General features: G+C 56.3%; 20 protein-coding genes. 10 read left to right on the top strand and 10 right to left on the bottom strand.

Annotation, left to right across the window (positions count from 1 at the left end; genetic code table 11):
• Positions 1-53: 53 nt before the first annotated feature.
• Together malE and BM320_RS02780 are read right to left on the bottom strand one after the other, a co-directional pair.
• Entirely contained in the window at positions 54-1,211 is a 1,158-nt protein-coding gene (gene malE / locus BM320_RS02785; protein WP_090196165.1) for a maltose/maltodextrin ABC transporter substrate-binding protein MalE, read from the bottom strand.
• Positions 1,212-1,240: 29 nt separating this feature from the next.
• Positions 1,241-2,860 carry an alpha-amylase family glycosyl hydrolase gene (locus BM320_RS02780; RefSeq protein WP_090196161.1) on the bottom strand — a complete coding sequence of 540 codons (1,620 nt, stop codon included), beginning with the start codon at positions 2,858-2,860 and terminating at the stop codon, positions 1,241-1,243.
• 137 nt (positions 2,861-2,997) lie between these two features.
• Here BM320_RS02780 and BM320_RS02775 point away from each other — a divergent pair, with 137 nt between their 5' ends.
• Together BM320_RS02775 and BM320_RS02770 are read left to right on the top strand one after the other, a co-directional pair.
• Positions 2,998-4,020: a LacI family DNA-binding transcriptional regulator gene (locus tag BM320_RS02775; RefSeq protein WP_090196159.1), complete on the top strand. Its 1,023-nt coding sequence runs from the start codon at positions 2,998-3,000 to the stop codon at positions 4,018-4,020.
• Positions 4,021-5,106 carry an ABC transporter ATP-binding protein gene (locus BM320_RS02770; protein WP_090196156.1) on the top strand — a complete coding sequence of 362 codons (1,086 nt, stop codon included), beginning with the start codon at positions 4,021-4,023 and terminating at the stop codon, positions 5,104-5,106.
• Here BM320_RS02770 and BM320_RS02765 read toward each other — a convergent pair.
• Entirely contained in the window at positions 5,093-5,713 is a 621-nt protein-coding gene (locus BM320_RS02765; RefSeq protein ID WP_090196153.1) for a cation efflux transmembrane domain-containing protein, read from the bottom strand. The two genes, BM320_RS02770 and BM320_RS02765, sit on opposite strands and share 14 nt — an antisense overlap.
• A gap of 74 nt (positions 5,714-5,787) precedes the next feature.
• On the opposite strand from BM320_RS02765, the gene BM320_RS02760 reads away from it, so the two are divergent.
• From BM320_RS02760 to BM320_RS02740, 5 genes are read left to right on the top strand one after another with little or no spacing between them, the layout of a single operon-like run.
• Positions 5,788-6,204, top strand: coding sequence for a MerR family transcriptional regulator (locus tag BM320_RS02760; RefSeq protein ID WP_090196148.1), 417 nt, complete (start codon positions 5,788-5,790; stop codon positions 6,202-6,204).
• Between the two features lie 32 nt (positions 6,205-6,236).
• Positions 6,237-6,911: an aminoacyl-tRNA hydrolase gene (gene pth, locus BM320_RS02755; protein WP_090196145.1), complete on the top strand. Its 675-nt coding sequence runs from the start codon at positions 6,237-6,239 to the stop codon at positions 6,909-6,911.
• On the top strand, positions 6,908-7,945 hold the full coding sequence (locus BM320_RS02750; protein ID WP_090196142.1) for a DUF2332 domain-containing protein: 1,038 nt from the start codon (positions 6,908-6,910) through the stop codon (positions 7,943-7,945). Before pth ends, BM320_RS02750 begins: the two co-directional genes overlap by 4 nt.
• A gap of 36 nt (positions 7,946-7,981) precedes the next feature.
• Complete coding sequence (locus BM320_RS02745) at positions 7,982-9,142, top strand: serine hydrolase domain-containing protein (protein WP_090196140.1); 1,161 nt, start codon at positions 7,982-7,984, stop codon at positions 9,140-9,142.
• The gene (locus tag BM320_RS02740; protein ID WP_090196138.1) at positions 9,135-9,512 is read left to right on the top strand and encodes a DUF2237 family protein; all 378 of its coding nucleotides are present in this window, start codon (positions 9,135-9,137) and stop codon (positions 9,510-9,512) included. Before BM320_RS02745 ends, BM320_RS02740 begins: the two co-directional genes overlap by 8 nt.
• On the opposite strand, the gene trpB is transcribed toward BM320_RS02740, so the two are convergent.
• The 6 genes from trpB to BM320_RS16475 form a co-directional block, all read right to left on the bottom strand.
• Complete coding sequence (gene trpB, locus BM320_RS02735; protein WP_090196136.1) at positions 9,509-10,735, bottom strand: tryptophan synthase subunit beta; 1,227 nt, start codon at positions 10,733-10,735, stop codon at positions 9,509-9,511. The genes BM320_RS02740 and trpB overlap by 4 nt on opposite strands.
• A gap of 143 nt (positions 10,736-10,878) precedes the next feature.
• Complete coding sequence (locus tag BM320_RS02730; RefSeq protein WP_090196133.1) at positions 10,879-11,112, bottom strand: N-(5'-phosphoribosyl)anthranilate isomerase; 234 nt, start codon at positions 11,110-11,112, stop codon at positions 10,879-10,881.
• A 34-nt stretch (positions 11,113-11,146) separates the two neighbouring features.
• Positions 11,147-11,797 carry a phosphoribosylanthranilate isomerase gene (locus BM320_RS02725; RefSeq protein WP_090196130.1) on the bottom strand — a complete coding sequence of 217 codons (651 nt, stop codon included), beginning with the start codon at positions 11,795-11,797 and terminating at the stop codon, positions 11,147-11,149.
• The gene (locus BM320_RS02720) at positions 11,797-12,153 is read right to left on the bottom strand and encodes a LapA family protein (protein WP_090196128.1); all 357 of its coding nucleotides are present in this window, start codon (positions 12,151-12,153) and stop codon (positions 11,797-11,799) included. The genes BM320_RS02725 and BM320_RS02720 overlap by 1 nt, the downstream gene beginning before the upstream one ends.
• A 9-nt stretch (positions 12,154-12,162) precedes the next feature.
• Positions 12,163-12,444 (bottom strand): integration host factor subunit beta, encoded by a 282-nt coding sequence (ihfB, locus tag BM320_RS02715; RefSeq protein ID WP_090196126.1) that lies wholly within the window; start codon positions 12,442-12,444, stop codon positions 12,163-12,165.
• 287 nt (positions 12,445-12,731) lie between these two features.
• Positions 12,732-12,977, bottom strand: coding sequence for an SRPBCC domain-containing protein (locus BM320_RS16475; RefSeq protein WP_242651009.1), 246 nt, complete (start codon positions 12,975-12,977; stop codon positions 12,732-12,734).
• Here BM320_RS16475 and BM320_RS16470 point away from each other — a divergent pair.
• Positions 12,955-13,131: a hypothetical protein gene (locus BM320_RS16470; RefSeq protein WP_242651039.1), complete on the top strand. Its 177-nt coding sequence runs from the start codon at positions 12,955-12,957 to the stop codon at positions 13,129-13,131. The two genes, BM320_RS16475 and BM320_RS16470, sit on opposite strands and share 23 nt — an antisense overlap.
• Before the next feature lie 20 nt (positions 13,132-13,151).
• Here the strand turns inward: BM320_RS16470 and BM320_RS02700 are convergent, their stop codons facing one another.
• The gene (locus tag BM320_RS02700) at positions 13,152-13,916 is read right to left on the bottom strand and encodes an NAD kinase (RefSeq protein ID WP_090196120.1); all 765 of its coding nucleotides are present in this window, start codon (positions 13,914-13,916) and stop codon (positions 13,152-13,154) included.
• Positions 13,917-14,102: 186 nt separating this feature from the next.
• Here BM320_RS02700 and glyA point away from each other — a divergent pair, with 186 nt between their 5' ends.
• Together glyA and BM320_RS02690 are read left to right on the top strand one after the other, a co-directional pair.
• On the top strand, positions 14,103-15,398 hold the full coding sequence (gene glyA / locus BM320_RS02695) for a serine hydroxymethyltransferase (RefSeq protein ID WP_090196118.1): 1,296 nt from the start codon (positions 14,103-14,105) through the stop codon (positions 15,396-15,398).
• Positions 15,399-15,923: 525 nt separating this feature from the next.
• On the top strand, positions 15,924-18,227 hold the full coding sequence (locus BM320_RS02690) for a PKD domain-containing protein (protein ID WP_131802253.1): 2,304 nt from the start codon (positions 15,924-15,926) through the stop codon (positions 18,225-18,227).
• The last annotated feature ends 114 nt before the right edge of the window (positions 18,228-18,341 follow it).

The raw sequence follows: 18,341 nt of genomic DNA, 5'->3' as shown, positions 1-18,341 counted from the left end.
CCCCGACAGGTTGGTGCGGGACGGCAGGATATACCCGCCGCCCCTAACCGGTCTTATTCGCCCAAGATACGCGCAGCCGCGTCGTTCAGCGCATCTTCGGGTGTTGCTGCACCCGACGTGATGTTGGTCAGCGCAGGCGCCATCGCGGCCCAGAATGCGCCCATCTCGGGGTTGGACGGCATTGGCACGCCGTTGGCCGCAACGGCCAGCATATCGGTGACCAGCGGGTTGTTTTGCGCAACCGCTGCCGACGCATCCGCCAAAGCACCCAAGCCGTTTTTCGCGTTCCAGATCGCCAGACCTTCGTCGGTGGCCAGATAGTTTTCGATCAACTCAACCGCCAGATCGGCATTTGGTGACGCCGCATTGATACCCAGTGCCTGCACCCCAAGGAACGGCGGCGCGACATTGCCGTTTACTGTCGGAATTGGCGCCACGCCAATATTGATCCCTGCTTCTTCAAAGCCGGCCCATGACCACGGGCCGTTCAGAACCATCGCAACTTCGCCGTTCAGCATCGCGCCGTCCATAACGCCGTAATCAACACCTTGGGGCATGACACCATCGTCAAACAATGCCTTCAGAACCGTAGCCCCTGCAATCGCGCCATCCGTGTTGACGCCTGTCGCCGTGCCGTCATAAACGCCGTCGACCTTTTGGAACGCGTAACCGCCGCCAGCCATCAGCATCGGCATTGTGAAATATGTGTTGTTATAGTCCCAAAGGATCTTTTGACCCGTAATATCGGCACCTGCGATGTCTTCGAATGCGGCGGGCGGCGTCGCGATCAGGTCTTTGTTATAGATCAGCGTCACCGCTTCGACGGCCAGCGGGTAGCCCCATGTGTTGCCACCAAATTGCATGGCTTCCATCGCAGAGGGCAAAATGTCCTCGGACCAGCTTGCCGATGGGGAAACCGGCTGGATCAACCCGCCATCCGCCCATTCGCCAAAACGGTCATGCGCCCACAAAACGATATCAGGGCCATCGCCAGTTGCTGCAGCTTGCTGGAATTTTTGCGGCAGATCGGGGTCCACGATTTCGACAACAACCTCGACACCAAGATCGGCAGTGAACGCGGCGACTGCTTCCATCAGCGCGTCTTTGTCACGGTTCGCACCGGTCCAGATAGTGATCACACCATCCTCAAGCGCATAGGCGGGCATTGCTGTTGCCAGCAATAATGCGGTGATTGAAAACGTCTTTTTCATTGTTTCTCCTCCCAGAGAATGTGGTTGAATTAGGCAGACAGGACAAGTTCCCCGTCATGTGACAGATACGCAAACCCGTTGCCGGGCAGTACGAGAGACGCATCCTCCAGACGCGCATGGTGCGGCCCGACGATGGTCGCGGGGCCGGAAAGTGATAGCGTTTGCGGGTCTTTGGACATGTTGAAAACACATGTGATCCGCTGCGCGGCACAGTGGCGGGTGAACCCGAGCAACGGCGCAGCAAGGTTCAAGAACGCGGTTTTGCCGATCGTAAGCGCGGGGTTTTCTTTCCGAAACGCGATTGCGTCGCGGTAGAAATGTAATGTGCTGCCCTTGTCCGCTTCGGACAGATCGACGGCACATGTTTTTTGCGGATCCTTGACCGGTAACCAAGGCGTGCCATCGGAAAATCCGGCGTTTGGCTGGTCATGTTCCCAGACCATCGGTGTGCGGCAACCGTCGCGCCCTTTGATCCCGGGCCAATAGCGCAGCGCGGGTGGGTCGGTCAGTTCGTCATAGGTCAGAACGGTTTCTGTCTGGCCCAGCTCTTCGCCCTGATAAATCCCGATTGTGCCCTCGAACGCCATCAGCATGGCACATGTCAGACGGGCAAGATCATTTGGACTGACCGCATGATCCGCCCAACGTGTAACATGGCGCGGCACGTCATGGTTGCTGAACGACCAGCTCGGGTGACCGCCGGGTGCGCCCTGCTGAAAACCTTCGATGCAATTGCGCAAATGTTCGGGCGTAAATTCCGGCCCCAGCATCGCAAAGCTGTAGGCCATATGCAGATGCGTGTCGCCTTCGGTATATTCACCCATCAGGCGGATCGCTTTTTGTCCGCCTTCGCCAACTTCGCCGACCATCATGATGTCGTCATATTGATTGGTCAGCAGGCGCAGCTTTTTCAGGAAATCCAGATTTTCGGGGCGGCTTTTGTTGTAAATATTGTCCTGCATCCCATAAAGATCGGTCGCCATCACCTGCGGGGCCGTTTGCGCGGGCGGATTGGACCGCAATTGCGCGTCATGGACATAGTAATTCACGGTATCCAGCCGGAACCCGTCCAACCCGCGATCAAGCCAGAACTTGCAGGTTTCAAGAATGGCATCGACAACATCCGGATTATGGAAGTTCAAATCAGGCTGCGCCGCAAGGAAGTTATGCAGGTAATACTGCCCCCGCTGCGGGTCGAATTCCCACGCAGGCCCGCCAAAATGGCTGTGCCAGTTTGTTGGTGGCGACCCGTCCGGCAGCGGATCAGCCCAGACGTACCAATCGGCCTTGGGGTTATCGCGGTTCTGGCGGCTTTGGCGGAACCATTCATGCTGGTCCGAGGTATGCGAAAGCACCTGATCGGTGATCACCTTTAGCCCAAGATCATGCGCCGTTGCGATCAGATCGTCAAAATCCGCCATTGTCCCGAACAGCGGGTCAATCGCCATATAGTCGGAAATATCATATCCCATGTCTTTTTGCGGTGACATGAAAATAGGCGACAGCCAGATGCAATCCACGCCCAGCCCCGCAACATAAGGCAAGCGGCGCGCGATCCCGCGCAAATCGCCGATCCCGTCGCCGTTATCATCCTGAAATGACCGCGGATAGATCTGATAGATCACCGCGTCTCTCCACCATTCACGCATCGTTTATCCTTTCGATTCGCAGCGACATTAACAAACTTGAAATATTATTCAAAACGTTTTGGAAAAACTATTTGCTTTATTTTAAGACTGAATTTCTATATAGCCAATTTCAACTTTAAACGATTTGGAGCAGCCCCGTGGCCACACTCAAGGAAATCAGCGCCGAACTCGGCTGGTCTGTGACAACCGTGAGCCGTGCGCTGAACGGGTTTCCCGAGGTGAATGAAAACACCCGAAAAAAGGTACAAGAAGTCGCGGACAGGCTCGGCTACCGGCCCAACCGCGTGGCGCAGCGCCTTGTTACCGGACGGTCGGGCATGGTCGGGATGATCGTCAAAATCAAAGCCGACATGAGCGCTGATCAGACATTTTTCGAAATTCTCACCGGATTGACGGCCGCGCTATCGCGGCGCGAAACTGACCTTGTGCTTGCAGTTGATCAAGATGACGATCCGGTCACACCCTACAAGAAATTGCTGGAACGCGATATTCTGGACGGGTTTATATTGAACGCGCCGACCACCAATGACCCGCGGGTAAGCTTTTTGCTTGAACGCGGGATTCCGTTTGTGCTGCACGGGCAGGATCGTCCCGACCCGACCTACCCGAGCTTTGGCATCGACAACAAGGCGGTATCGGCGCGTTCAGTAAAGATGCTGTCAAATCTGGGGCACCAGCGGATCGCCCTGATCAATGGCAAACTGCGGCATGCCTATGCGTCCGACCGTTTGGCCGGTTTCGACGATGCGGCCCGTGGTCTTGGTCTGACACAAACCCCGATCGCAAACGAGGCCACCTATGAAAGCGACGGCTACACCAAGGCGCTTGATATGCTGGCAGGCCCGACCCCGCCAACCGCGTTCATTTGCGCATCAACCGTTATTGCTGCGGGTGTCATCCGTGCCGTGCGCGACCGCGGGCTGCGCGTGCCGCATGATGTTTCGGTCATGGCCCATGACGACGCGCTGCCCCTGACACGGGCGATTAATTTTGATCCGGCGCTAACCGTCACGCGCGCGCCGTTGCGCGACGCCTGCACCCCGCTTGCCGATATTTTACTGGATCACCTGAACGGCACCCCTGCCCTGGAATTGCAGCGGCTACAGGATATTGAACTGATCGTGCGCGGCTCGACCGGCCCCGCCCCAAAGGAGGCTTGAATGGCACTCGACAGCACAAACATTGCGGCTCTGGAAGCCATTAATCTTAAGAAATCATATGGTGCGGTTGATGTCTTGCATGACATTGCCATCACCATGGCCGAAGGCGAATTTCTTGTGCTGGTCGGCCCGTCGGGCTGCGGCAAATCCACATTGCTGAACTGCATCGCGGGGCTCGAAGTAATCACAGGTGGCAGTTTGCATATCGGCGGCCGCGATGTGACCCAAGTGCCGCCAAAAGACCGCGATATAGCGATGGTTTTCCAGTCCTACGCGCTTTACCCCACGATGACCGTGGGCGAAAATATCGGCTTTGGGATGAAAATCCGCAAGACACCCAAGGCCGCGATGGACGCGCGGATCTCAGAGGTTGCAAAGCTTTTGCAAATTGACCACCTGCTTGATCGCCAGCCTGCGCAGCTTTCGGGCGGGCAGCGCCAAAGGGTTGCGATGGGCCGCGCGTTGGTGCGTGATCCCAAGCTGTTCTTGTTTGACGAACCCCTGTCCAACCTTGATGCCAAGCTGCGCGTCGAAATGCGCGCCGAAATAAAGCGGCTGCACAAGACCACCGGCGCAAGCATCGTCTATGTCACCCATGACCAGATCGAGGCAATGACGCTGGCGACGCGGATTGTTGTGCTAAAGGACGGATATGTGCAGCAGATCGGCACGCCCGCCGAGATTTACGACACGCCCGCCAATACATTTGTCGCCGACTTTATGGGATCACCGCCAATGAATATCGTGCCCGCAACCGTGACTGAAACGGGGCTTGCGGTTGGCAACACCCAGCTCGCGATCCCTGACTGGCAGGCGCGCGACCTGCCGCCCGATGTGCAGCTGGGCCTGCGCCCCGAGCATCTGTCGCTGTCGCAAACGCCCGCCGATCTTTGCGTTGAACCGCTGATGATCGAAAACACGGGCGCGGAATGCTACGTGACGTTCAAACTGGCCGACACGACACTGACCGCGCGCATCCCTGGCCGGATCGATGAAAACCGCACCGACCCTATCCACCTGGCGATTGCTCCGGGCGCTGTGACCTTGTTTTCGGCCGAAACCGGCGCCCGTATTACAAGGCAATAGCGCGCGCGCGTTCGGCCCGCGCCTGCCGGATAATCTGCGTGGCGCTTGACACAAATAGCGCCGCCATAACGCCCGCAACGATCAGGTCGGGCCAGCCTGTCGCGGTGCCCCAAACGCCAAGTGCGGCCACCATCACGGCGATATTGCCAATCGCATCATTGCGCGAACACAACCAGACCGACCGCACATTTGCGTCCCCGTCCTTGTAGCGCATCAGCAGCGCAACACTGGCCAGATTGGCAAGCAACGCCAGAAACCCGATGCCGCCCATGATTTCAGCCGTGGGAACACCCGTGTTAAACACACGGTAGGCCGTTGACCCGAACACCCAAAGCCCCATCAATAGCAGGCTGATCCCCTTGGCCAGTGCCGCCGTGCTGCGCACCCGCAAGGACGCGCCAATCACCGCCAGTGAAATCCCATAGGTCACCGCATCGCCAAAGAAGTCCAGCGCATCGGCCTGCAACGCCTGACTTTGCGCTGCATGGCCCGCCACCATTTCCACCCCGAACATGCCCGCATTAATCGCGATCACAGCCCAAAGCCGCCGCTTGTAATCCGCTGATACCCCTTCAAACTGGGCCTCATGCCCGCAACATCCCGCCATGCGATTCTCCTTTATTTGTCATCGCAGCCTATGTAGGGTCTCTAGTGACTAGAGGTTCAAGAGGTTTTTTCACGATGTTTTCCATTGGCGCGCTTTCGGACCGGACAGGGGTGAAAATCGCGACGATCCGCTATTACGAAGACATGGGGCTATTGCCGCCGCCCGAACGTACCGCCGGCAATCAGCGCCGCTATTCCCAATCTGGGCTTGACCGTTTGGCATTCATCAAACACGCGCGTGATCTGGGTTTTGCGATTGACGCCATCAAGGCGCTGATCACCTTGCATGACCACCCCGACAGGTCCTGCGCACAGGCCAATGCGATTGCGCAAACCCAGTTGGCCGACGTGCAATCCAAGATCGCGCGGCTGCGACGGCTCGAAACGGAATTGTCACGCATTGCCACCAATTGCTATGGGGCGGGCCGCGCGGGTGATTGTTATGTGCTGACATCACTGGCCGATCACGACCTATGTCAGACGAAACACTAGCGCTGCACTGCGGCATAGGGTAAGTAAGCCCTATGAAACTGATCGTAGGCCTTGGCAATCCCGGCGCGAAATACGCGCAAAACCGTCACAACATCGGCTTTATGGCCGTTGATCGTATCGCTGCTGATCACGGGTTCGCACCGTGGCGGAGCAAGTTCCAAGGCCAGCTGAGCGAGGGGCGCATCGGGTCTGAAAAAGTCGCCTTGCTCAAGCCCGAGACATTTATGAACCTGTCCGGCCAGTCCGTGGGAGAGGCAATGCGCTATCTCAAGGCCGCGCCCGAAGATGTTATTGTTTTCCACGACGAACTGGATTTGGCGCCAGGCAAGGTCCGGCTGAAAACCGGTGGCGGCCACGCAGGCCATAACGGGTTGCGGTCGATCCACGGTCATATCGGCCCCGATTACGACCGCGTGCGCATGGGCATCGGTCATCCTGGCCACAAGGACGCGGTCGCAGGCTATGTCTTGCGCGATTTCGCCAAGGCAGACGCCGCATGGCTGGATGACGTATTGCGCGGGCTAAGCGACGGGATTACCGAGCTGGTTACGGGTGACGGGCCAAAGTTCCTGAACGCCATCGCATTGCGCGTCGCGCCAGCGCGATCATCGACAAGCAAGTCAAAGCCAAAACCCGTTGTCGAAACCGCCCCTGCCGAAGATGACAACCGTTCTGCGATGCAAAAACTTGTGGATCGCTTCCGATGATACCACCCCATGTCAAAGATGCTTTTCTTTACCAAGCCGCTTCTTGCGATGACTTGGGATCACCCTTTATGGCGCAGCTCATGCGCCTGTGCGCGACACGCGACTGGCCGGATTGCGCGATCACCGACCGCATTTTCACATGGCAAGGCGACCTGCACCCAAGCGGGCAATCCGTGCCGCTGCGGCTGGCGGGGGCGCTGCATGCGTGCAAGCTGTCGGGGGATGCCATGCTCGCGCAGGTTTACCCGCCAAACAACACCGATGATACCGTGCTTTGGGATGCTGTTTGTGACGCAATTTTGCGCGCACCCGATACGATCAACACCCATCTGGACCAAGCCCCGCAAACCAACGAAGTCCGCAGATCAGCCGTTCTGATCGCAGCCGGTCACGTTCTTTCCGACCGGTTCGGCCTGCCGATCCGTATTTCCGAACTGGGCGCAAGCGCAGGGTTAAACCTTTACTGGGATCAATACGGGTTGGATATTGACGGCACCATTTTTGGTGCCGCCGACCCTGCCTTGGTGCTGCGCCCCGACTGGACCGGATCGCCACCACCACCAACCCGCCCCGATGTCATTGCGCGGGCGGGCGTTGATCTGAACCCGCTTGACCCACAGGCAGATGCGCAGAGGCTGCAATCTTATCTCTGGGCCGATCAGCCGACACGGATGACATTGACCCGCGCGGCAATTGCGACCGCAAAAACGCCGGTTACAAAGGGCGACGCCATTGATTGGCTGAATGGGCAACTGGACCATCACCACGGGCAGTTGCATATGATCTATAGCACCGTGGCATGGCAGTATTTCCCTGCAGACAAGCAAGCGCAAGGCACCGCGATAATCGAACAGGCGGGGCGCACAGCCACCAGTGACAGCCCGCTGGCGTGGTTCACCATGGAAACCGATGGCAACGCCCCCGGCGCGGCACTGACGCTACGGCTTTGGCCCGGTGATCTGACCATTGCACTGGGGCGCGCTGATTTTCACGGGCGTTGGGTGCGCTGGGATGGCATTGCCTCGGCTGATTGAACGCGGCATGGTGCCCCGAACAAGGACCGATTTGACATGCACCCACTGACTTTGACTGCAGCAATTGCCGCAGGCGCGCTGACCACGGTCGCGATGATCAAACGCACAGAAATCAAGCGGCTGCGCCATGTGCTGAAACTGTTCTCAGCCGAAAACATTTTCCATAATTTTTCGCATATGGACATGGCATTCAACACCGACCGCCTGCCCGCAGCAAACACTATCATCCCCCTGCCAGCGGGCACGCCAATGGCGATCACCCCTGCAATGCAACACTGGATCAACGCGCGCAATGTGACGGCACTGGTGATCCTCAAAGACGGGGCGCGCGTATGCGAGGAATATTTCCACGGCACAGGTGCGGATGATTTGCGGATCAACTGGTCGGTTTCCAAAAGCTACCTGTCGGCCCTGTTCGGGGTGATCCTGGCCGAAGGCGCAATCGACAGCATTGACGATCCTGTCCTGAAATACGCGCCAAGCATGGCCGGCACCGCCTATCACCACGCGACAATCAAGGACGTGTTGCAGATGTCGTCGGGGCTGCAGTTTGACGAAGACTATCTTGCCTTCTTTTCCGATATCAACCGCATGGGGCGGGTGCTGGCGCTTGGCGGATCAATGGACGTGTTTGCGCAAAAGCAAAAGGCCAGCGCAGCCGCACCCGGTGCCCGGATGGAATATGTATCCATCGACACCCATGTTTTGGGCATGGTCATTCGGGGGGCCACTGGGCGCGGCTGTGCTGAGCTTTTGCATGCGAAAATCATCGGACCTTTGGGCATGGAACAGGCTCCCTATTACGTGACCGATGGCAACGGGGTCGCCTTTGTGCTGGGTGGGCTGAACAGCACGACCCGCGACAATGCCCGCTTCGGGCAGATGATGGCGCAGGGCGGTATGTGGCAAGGCAATCAGATTGTCCCTGCCGATTGGGTTGCACAATCAACCCGCGCCAGCGCCAAAACCGCGCCCGGCGAAATCGGCTATGGCTATCAATGGTGGGTGCCTATGGGCTGCCAAGATGGGCAGTTTCTGGCGCGTGGCATTTACGGGCAATATATCTATATTGATCAAATCAATCAGGTCGTCATCGCAGTACATAGCGCTGACCGCGCATTCCGCGAGGACGGCGTCAGCCGCGAAAACGAAGTGATGTTCCAACAGATCGCAGAAAGTCTGGCCAATCATGGATAAAGACCCGTCTTTCAATGTGCTGGGTGGCCCGTTGGCCCCCTGCTCCCTTAATCCGGTCACCGGATATTTTCGTAACGGTTCGTGCGATACCTGTGCGCAAGACACAGGTAGCCATACGGTCTGTGCCATCATGACCGACGAATTTCTAGCCTATTCCAAATATTTCGGAAATGACCTGAGCACGCCGCGCCCCGAATTCGGCTTTGCGGGGCTAAAGGCCGGCGATAGCTGGTGCCTGTGCGCCAGCCGTTTCTTTCAGGCGCACGCCGAAGGCTGCGCGCCGCAGATCAATCTGCACGCCACACATATACGCGCGTTGGAAATCGTGCCGATAGATGTGCTGCGGCAGTACGCAAACGGCCTGATTTAGGCCTTCATATCAAAGCCAAGGTGCTTGGCGACGGTAAAGATATCCTTGTCGCCACGGCCACACATATTCATCACCAACAGATGATCCTTGGGCAGTGTCGGCGCAATTTTCATGACATGGGCCAGCGCGTGCGACGGTTCGAGCGCAGGAATAATCCCTTCCAATGCACAGCAAAGCTGGAACGCCTCAAGCGCTTCGACATCGGTGATCGACACATATTGTGCGCGGCCGATTTCATGCAACCAAGCGTGTTCGGGGCCGATGCCCGGATAATCAAGGCCGGCCGAGATGCTGAACCCTTCCAATATCTGGCCGTCGTCATCTTGCAACAGATAGGTGCGGTTGCCGTGCAGCACACCCGGGCGGCCACCGGTCAGCGACGCGCAATGTTCCATCTTGGCGTTTACGCCTTTGCCGCCGGCCTCAACGCCGATGATATTCACTGATTTGTCGTCAAGGAAAGGGAAAAACAGGCCCATCGCATTCGATCCGCCACCAATCGCGGCGATCAGCGTGTCGGGCAAACGGCCTTCGGCGGCTTGCATTTGTTCTTTGGTTTCCTTGCCGATGATCGCTTGGAAATCACGCACCATCGCGGGGTAAGGGTGCGGCCCAGCCACAGTGCCGATGCAGTAGAACGTGTCACGCACATTGGTGACCCAGTCGCGCAGCGCGTCATTCATCGCGTCTTTCAGCGTCCCACGGCCCGATGTGACAGGCACAACTTCGGCGCCCAGCAGGCGCATGCGGAACACATTCGGCGCTTGGCGTTCAACATCATGCGCGCCCATATAGACCACACATTTGAGACCAAATTTCGCACAAACTGTCGCCGTTGCAACGCCGTGCTGACCCGCGCCCGTTTCGGCGATAATCCGGGTTTTACCCATGCGGCGCGCCAGAATGATCTGGCCCAGCACGTTGTTAATCTTATGCGCGCCTGTGTGGTTCAGCTCGTCACGTTTGAGATAGATCTTTGCACCGCCCAAATGTTCGGTCAGCCGTTCGGCGTGATACAGCGGGCTGGGGCGGCCCACGTAATTGGTCCAAAGATCATTCATCTCAGCCCAGAACGCATCGTCCGTTTTGGCGAACTCATACTGTTCCTCAAGTTCGAGGATCAGCGGCATCAGGGTTTCCGACACAAAACGGCCCCCGAAATCACCAAAACGTCCCTTTTCATCGGGACCGGTCATGAAGCTGTTGAATAGATCGTTGGGCATGTCACATCTCACTTTGTCGCGCAGCTCAGGACTATCGCTATTGCGGGGAATGGTAAAGCAGACAAGCACAGCAGAGTTTCACTGAAACTCTGCCTGCAAACCCTCATTGAGGGTTTGGCCCCAATTTCTAGAATAGAAATTGACTACCCCACGATCACGCGCACGGGTTCAGCATTGCAAAAGACAACCACCTGCCCAGCATTTTCAACGGCTGAATATCCCCGTCTTTGGATTTCCGCGATAAAGGCCGCGCGCCCGACAATCCGTTCCATATCCCGCGATTTGCGGCGCACAACCCCACCGTCAAGCGCGGCCTGTGCAGAGAATAAATGCCGGAACCAGATTTCGGGTGTAATGGGAATGACTGCATGTTTCATGCGTCAATTTTGTCAGGACACAGTCAATGCAGGGTTAAGCCCCACGCGCCGCCGCACAAAATGCCCGCATCAGGCCCGCGTCTTTGCAGCCCGGGGCGGATTCCACACCGGATGCCACATCAACCTGCATTGCGCCTGTTTGGGCGATCGCTTGGGCAACGTTTTCAGGGGTCAGCCCACCGGCAAGCATCCACGGTTTGGTCCAATATTTGCGGCGCGCCAGCAGCGACCAGTCAAAACGCACACCGTTGCCACCAGGCAGCACCGCGTCCTTGGGAGGTTTTGCGTCGACCAGCAACTGATCGGCCACCAGACTATAGCGGTCAATCGCCTCAAGATCATCCGGACCTGAAATGCCCAGCACCTTGATCACGGGCAGCCCATAACGCGCGCGGATTTGCGCAACGCGTTCCGGCGTTTCAGCGCCGTGCAACTGCAACATATCAAGCGGTACAATCTCTGCCAGCCGGTCCAGCAGCGCGTCATCCGCATTCACCACAAGTCCGACTTTGGCAATGCCGACAGGCACCTCAATCGCCAGATCGCGGGCCTGTTCGGGGCTGACATAGCGCGGCGATTTGGGGAAAAAATTGAACCCGACATAGGCCGCTCCGGCATCGGATGCGGCCATAACATCAGCCACAGTCCGCAGCCCGCAGATTTTCACACGCACCTGTGATGGCATCAGCGCGCGTTTTCCAAAATCGCCAACACGTCATCGCTGTCTTTTGCGCCCACTGCTTCGCCGCGCAGCTTTTGCACCTCACGGCGCAACCCGTCCAGCTCGCGGCTTTTGGCACGCGATTGCGCGCGGATGCGGTGTTCACGCACCCATTCCCAAAGAAAGCCGATCAAAAGCCCGACACCGACACCCAGAAAGATGACGATATACAGCGGCAGTTGCACATCCGGTGACAGACCCAACAGATCGGCAAGCGCCTTTGGCATCGCGCGCACCGTCACAACGTCACGGTTGGCCAGCCCGATGACAATCAGGCAAAGTGCAGCAATGGCCCAAAAGGCATAGCGAATGGTTTTCATAACGTCCTCTTAGTTGCCGTTCAGGCGATCCCGCAAAAGCTTGCCGGTCTTGAAGAACGGAACATGTTTTTCTTCGACTTCAACCGCTTCACCCGTGCGCGGGTTGCGGCCAATACGCTGATCCCGTTTTTTCACGGAAAACGCGCCAAAGCCACGCAATTCGACCCGGTCGCCCCGCGACATAGCGTCAGTGATCTCATCAAAGATCGTGTTCACAATTTTCTCAACGTCGCGTTGATACAAATGCGGGTTCTCATCAGCAATTTTTTGGATCAATTCAGATCGGATCATAACTTAGCCTCCCAAAACACATATCACGTCGTTCGGGTTTATTCCCGCTTTTCAAGCAACTATAGCAGTTTCGCGCGTTCTGGAAATAGGTTGTAGCGGGTGAATCCGGCTAAATTTGCGGCCTTACGCTGAATAATCGCATGCATTTCCATCACTACCGGCGCAATCGGCCAACCTGTATCGAATGCTGCATCACAGCATTGGATGGCGATTCGGAATTGCTGCACCCGCAAATGACGCATTAACCATTTGGTCAATTTTATTAAGGGGTTGCGCGACGCGCATCGTCACGACAGCCCTTCAACGTGGCGCTTGAAGCTGTCCAGAATGGCCTGCCAGCCGGCCCGCTGCATGTCGTAATCATTTTCTTCTTCTGCGTCGAATTCTTCGGTGACGGCTACGCCATCCGCCGTTTCGACAAATGACACCGCCATCTGCCTGTCGCCAAATGTCGCAACGATCCGGTTTGGCGCATCCACCAACGTATATGTGCCCGCAAAGTCAAAACCCATGCTACCGTCCTTGGCCTCCATCCGCGACGAAAACTTGCCGCCTGCGCGCAAATCAACAGTTGCCGCCGTCGTGTGCCAATCATCCGAAGCCGCATTCCACTACATAATATCGGCCGGGGTTGTCCAGCAGGCCCAAACCGTCTGGATTGTTGCCTTTACGGTTGTTTCCACCTGAATTTTCATAGCGCGGTCTCCCTAGACAAACTGTTCGCGGATCAGCCGTTCTTCAAGCCCATGGCCCGGATCGAACAGGATCCGGTGTTTGACCATCGGCTCGGAGCGGATTTCAACGTTGGCCACGTCGCGCACGGATTTCCCGTCGGCATCTGCCATGACCGGACGCTTGCCAGGGTCGATCACATCAAAACGGACAATGGCGCGTTTGGGCAGCAAGGCACCACGCCAGCGGCGCGGGCGAAACGCCGACATCGCAGTTAATGCCAGCACATCGGAACCAATCGGCAGGATCGGGCCATGTGCGGAATAATTATAGGCCGTTGACCCCGCAGGCGTCGCAAGCAACGCGCCATCACAAACCAGTTCGGACAGGCGCATCTTGCCATCAACCGAAATGCGCAATTTGGCCGCTTGCGGGCCTGCGCGCAAAAGGCTGACCTCGTTGATGGCCAATGCCTCGTGCATTTGCCCGTCAACGGTCAGGGCCGTCATGGCAAGCGGGTTGATCACCTCTTCAACGGCGGCGTTCAGCCGTTCAACCAGATCATCCGCGCTATAGGCATTCATCAAGAACCCGACCGTGCCGCGGTTCATGCCATAAACCGGCAGGTCCAGCCCTTGGGTCCCGTGCAATGTATCAAGCATAAACCCGTCACCACCCAAGGCGACAATCATATCCGCCTGATCAGGCGGCCTATTCCCGTATAGCCCCGACAACGCATCCAGCGCGCTTTGCGCGGTCGGCACGGGGCTGGCAACAAAGGCGATTTTGGGCTGCGACATCGGCAAATTGGTCCTCTTACTCCTGCTATTAGTGATGGGATCACCCCTGAAACGCAAGCCGCCGATAAACGACCCCTATGACGCGCTCATAAAGATCATGGTCGTTTTGATGCTTTAGCACCGCGGCGTCCTGCGGTAAGAGATGCCATCACTTTGCATTAGGCCCCTGAGACAAGGAACACCCCCATGACAGCAAACGTCCGCGACGCCGGCTTTTTCACCGAAACACTTGATACGCGCGATCCTGAAATCCACGCGGCAATTCAGGCCGAACTGGGCCGCCAGCGCAAAGAGATCGAACTGATCGCCTCTGAAAACATCGTCTCTGCCGCCGTCATGGAAGCCCAAGGTAGCGTGATGACCAACAAATACGCCGAAGGCTATCCGGGCCGCCGCTACTATGGTGGCTGCGAACATGTGGATGTTGCAGAAAACATCGCCATCGACCGCGCCAAGCAGCTGTTTGGTTGCGAATACGTGAACGTGCAGCCGAATTCAGGCTCGCAAGCGAACCAAGGCGTCTATAACGCGCTGATTAAACCGGGCGACACCATTCTGGGCATGTCACTGGACGCAGGCGGTCACCTGACCCACGGCGCCAAGCCAAACCAATCGGGCAAAATCTACAACGCCGTGCAATACGGTGTGCGCCGTCAGGACAGCCTGCTCGACTATGACGAAGTCCAGACCCTTGCCACCGAACACCAGCCCAAGATGATCATCGCAGGCGGTTCAGCGATCCCGCGCATCATTGATTTCGCAAAAATGCGCGAGATTGCGGATTCCGTTGGCGCGATCCTGATGGTTGACATGGCCCACTTTGCGGGTCTTGTGGCCGCGGGCATCTACCCGTCACCCTTCCCGCACGCGCATGTCGCCACCACAACCACGCATAAAACCCTGCGCGGCCCACGCGGCGGCATGATCTGCACCAATGATGCGGATATCGCGAAAAAGGTGAACTCTGCCATCTTCCCCGGTATCCAAGGCGGCCCCTTGATGCACGTCATCGCTGGTAAAGCCGTGGCATTCGGCGAAGCCCTGCGCCCAGAATTCAAATCCTACCAAGAACAGGTTGTGAAGAACGCCCAAGCCTTGGCGGATCAGTTGATGAAAGGTGGATTGGACATTGTTTCAGGCGGCACCGACAGCCACCTGATGCTGGTCGACCTGCGCCCCAAAGGGGTCAAAGGCAACGCGACCGAAAATTCACTGGGCCGCGCGCATATCACCTGCAACAAAAACGGCATCCCGTTTGACCCCGAAAAACCAATGGTCACATCCGGCATCCGTCTGGGATCACCCGCAGGCACCACACGCGGGTTCGGCGAAGCTGAATTCCGCCAGATCGCCGACTGGATCGTCGAAGTCACCGACGGGCTTGCCGCCAACGGCGAAGAAGGCAACGGCGCCGTCGAAGCCAAAGTCCGCGCCGAAGTCGAAGCGCTCTGCGATAAGTTCCCGATGTATCCGAACCTGTAAGAAAATTCAGGTGGGCTCCGGCCCACCTGATGCCGGGCTAGGCACCAATTTATATAATGTCCGCTTTGAGCCCTAACTATCTGATACTGCAGCGCGGGCGAATAGCCGCTTTGCAATCCTGGCAGCGCATTTTGATAATGCTAAAGCCAACGAGTTTTGAGCAACCTCCACAAGGCAAATAACTGCACGGATGAGTAAGAGAAATGACCTCGAACGCAGCATCGATGCAAAAGGGGGGGCAGCTTGGTGCAGGTCAAACGCGGCTCGAAACAATGATCACAGAGAGTCTCAGTGGGATACTATTCCCGAAAGGGATTTGTAACGTTCTTTGATCAGGGAGTATGTGCGTTTCAAGATACGAAACCTTCGGTACCTTAGCAGCTGATAGGCGTTCTGACTATGATTAAGAATTGCAAAAAAGCTAACCCAAGTTTCGCTTCAGTTTTATCTTTAATTTGCCTTATTTTGAAAATAGTTGACCTCAGGTAACGGAATAATTTCGTTAAGTTAACTAAGGGAAACACAGTGAAGACAGTAATGAGTAGCAAGACGACAACCGAAATTCCGGGGTCATCTTTTGAGGGTGGCCCGAAAATTTCGAAGTTGATTCTTGGGTTTTGGAAGTACACAGCAATATTTCAGATGAGAGAGCTATCTTCATTTTTGAAAATGCATAAGGCAACAACCCGGTTTCTATCTATCATTTTTCTTTCGCTTTTGCAGGTTACGTCTGCATTTGCCCATTCAACAGCCGTTTCCTATGTCGTTGAAGCCAATGGCGATGTGACAGTTTGGTATGCTAGTTATCATGGGGGTGGCAACGAGGGGAGTGTAACACTTTCTGGGCCAGTAACGGTAACGTTGGCAAACAATCTTTTTGTCACTACTCAACCCGCCGGGATCACGGCGGCGAATACCACGCAAGCGACGTCATGTTCTGGCGGCAGCTTAAGTTCACCTAGTTCTTGGCAAGGTGTTCGGTTCACGGGTTTGGCTGCTGGTACGTACTCAATTGCCCTGACCGGGAGTTTTTCTGCGCTTTGGGAACCTTGCGATTCATCCATTAGTAGCCCTACCTTTACGGTGTTTTTGGATACTGGGACGCCACTATTTTCGGGCATACCTGCAGACATTAACTTGACTGCAGCACCAGGTGCCACAACAGCGGTTGCAACGTGGGCTGAACCTTCGGTTTCAGGTGCGGCTGGTCCAGCGACCTCTACACATGCATCTGGTGACGCTTTTCCAATTGGCGCGACACTCGTCACCTACACCGCGGTTGCGAGCGATGGCAAAACTGCAAATGTTAGTTTCACTGTTACAGTGACGGCCCCACCAAACGCCACACCTACTGCCGAAGCTGGTCCAGCCCAAGCTGTGACTTCAGGAACATTAGTGACCCTAGCTGGTTCCGGCACTGACACCGACGGTACGATTGCCAGCTATGCTTGGACCCGAACTGGGGGGACTGGTGATGTGTCCAATGCGTTTGCATCGAGTAGCGTTCAGAACCCAACATTTACAGATAGCTCGCTTCTGCTGGATAGCGACTTGCCTGTGACACACGTGTTTTCGCTTGTGGTGACGGATGATGACGGCGCAACTTCGCTTGCGGATACGGTGACGATCACGATCAACCCGCCCGAAGACACTACACCGCCGGAACAACCGACGAACACGGTTGTGATCACCAATGACGACAGCAGCCTAACAGTTTCCGGTAACGCCGAAGACGGTGCAACAGTAGAAGTCACATTCCCCGACGGGACCACGCAGACAGTTGTTGCGACAGGCGGTACATTTACGATCACGTCAAATGAACCGCAACAATCTGGCAACATCACGATCGTCGTCGTTGACGGCGTTGGCCTGACTTCAGTGCCGCTTGTGCTGACAGCGGTTTCTGGGCTGCCAGTTCCTGAAACCCAAGAAAACATCGCGAGTTTTATGCAAACACGTGCAAGCCAAACGATCGCGGCTCAACCTGATTTGATTGGATTTTTGTCAGGTGCTGCACAGGGCGGTATCGATATGTCGGCAACGCAGGGCAGTGGGAACTTTGATGTTTCGACAGGCGCTGGGTATCCTGTATGGGGCCGTTTACTGGGTAACTGGTCTGAATCAGATGATACCGAAAACAAGTATCTTTTTGGCGCAGTCGGAGCCCACTATGCGATTACGCCTGATGCGCTAGTCGGCGTTATTTTGGAGTTTGATCACGCGATCCAAGAAAGTGGCGATGTCACTACAGAAGGCACCGGGTATCTGGCTGGCCCCTATCTTGTCGCAAAACTGCCTGACCAACCGCTGTATTTCGAAGCCCGCTATCTTGTTGGACAAACTGAAAACGAGATCAGTTCGGACGGTACAATGGTTGCGGAGTTCGACACAGAGCGCACACTTGCGAGTGTTAAGGTCGCCGGTACATTGGAATATGGTGAACTTACGCTCACACCTAGTCTGGCTGCAACGCATATGAAAGATGAGCAACAGTCCTTCGTTGACGCCGCTGATCGCGATGTTGCGGCGCAAAGCATCACGACGACCGATGTGGTCCTTAGCTTGGACTTTGCACAACCGCTGGAAGTTCCCAATGGTGAGCTAATCTTAACCGGCGGCCTGTCGGCGATCATGTCTGAAAATTCAGGTACTGGTTTCGCCGAGAGTGTCATTCCAAGTTTTGACGGGGGGCGCGGCCGTGTGCACCTAGGTGGCCGGTATACGCCTGATACCGATGTCGTTATGACCGCGGGTATCATCTATGATGGCATTGGCGCGGACGACTACCAAAGCTGGGGTCTGAACTTGGGAATTGATATAAAGTTCTAAGCCTGAATACATTAAGGGAGATTGGGCGGCCTTTGTGCCGCCCTCTTTTGAATCAAACAGCCAATTCATTGTGCTTCGAGATCGCTGGAAGACGGCAGGCGGCACATATTTGTG

The organism is Yoonia tamlensis (genome assembly GCF_900115105.1).
Taxonomy (GTDB): domain Bacteria; phylum Pseudomonadota; class Alphaproteobacteria; order Rhodobacterales; family Rhodobacteraceae; genus Yoonia; species Yoonia tamlensis.
This window is presented reverse-complemented; position numbering and strand designations above follow the sequence as displayed.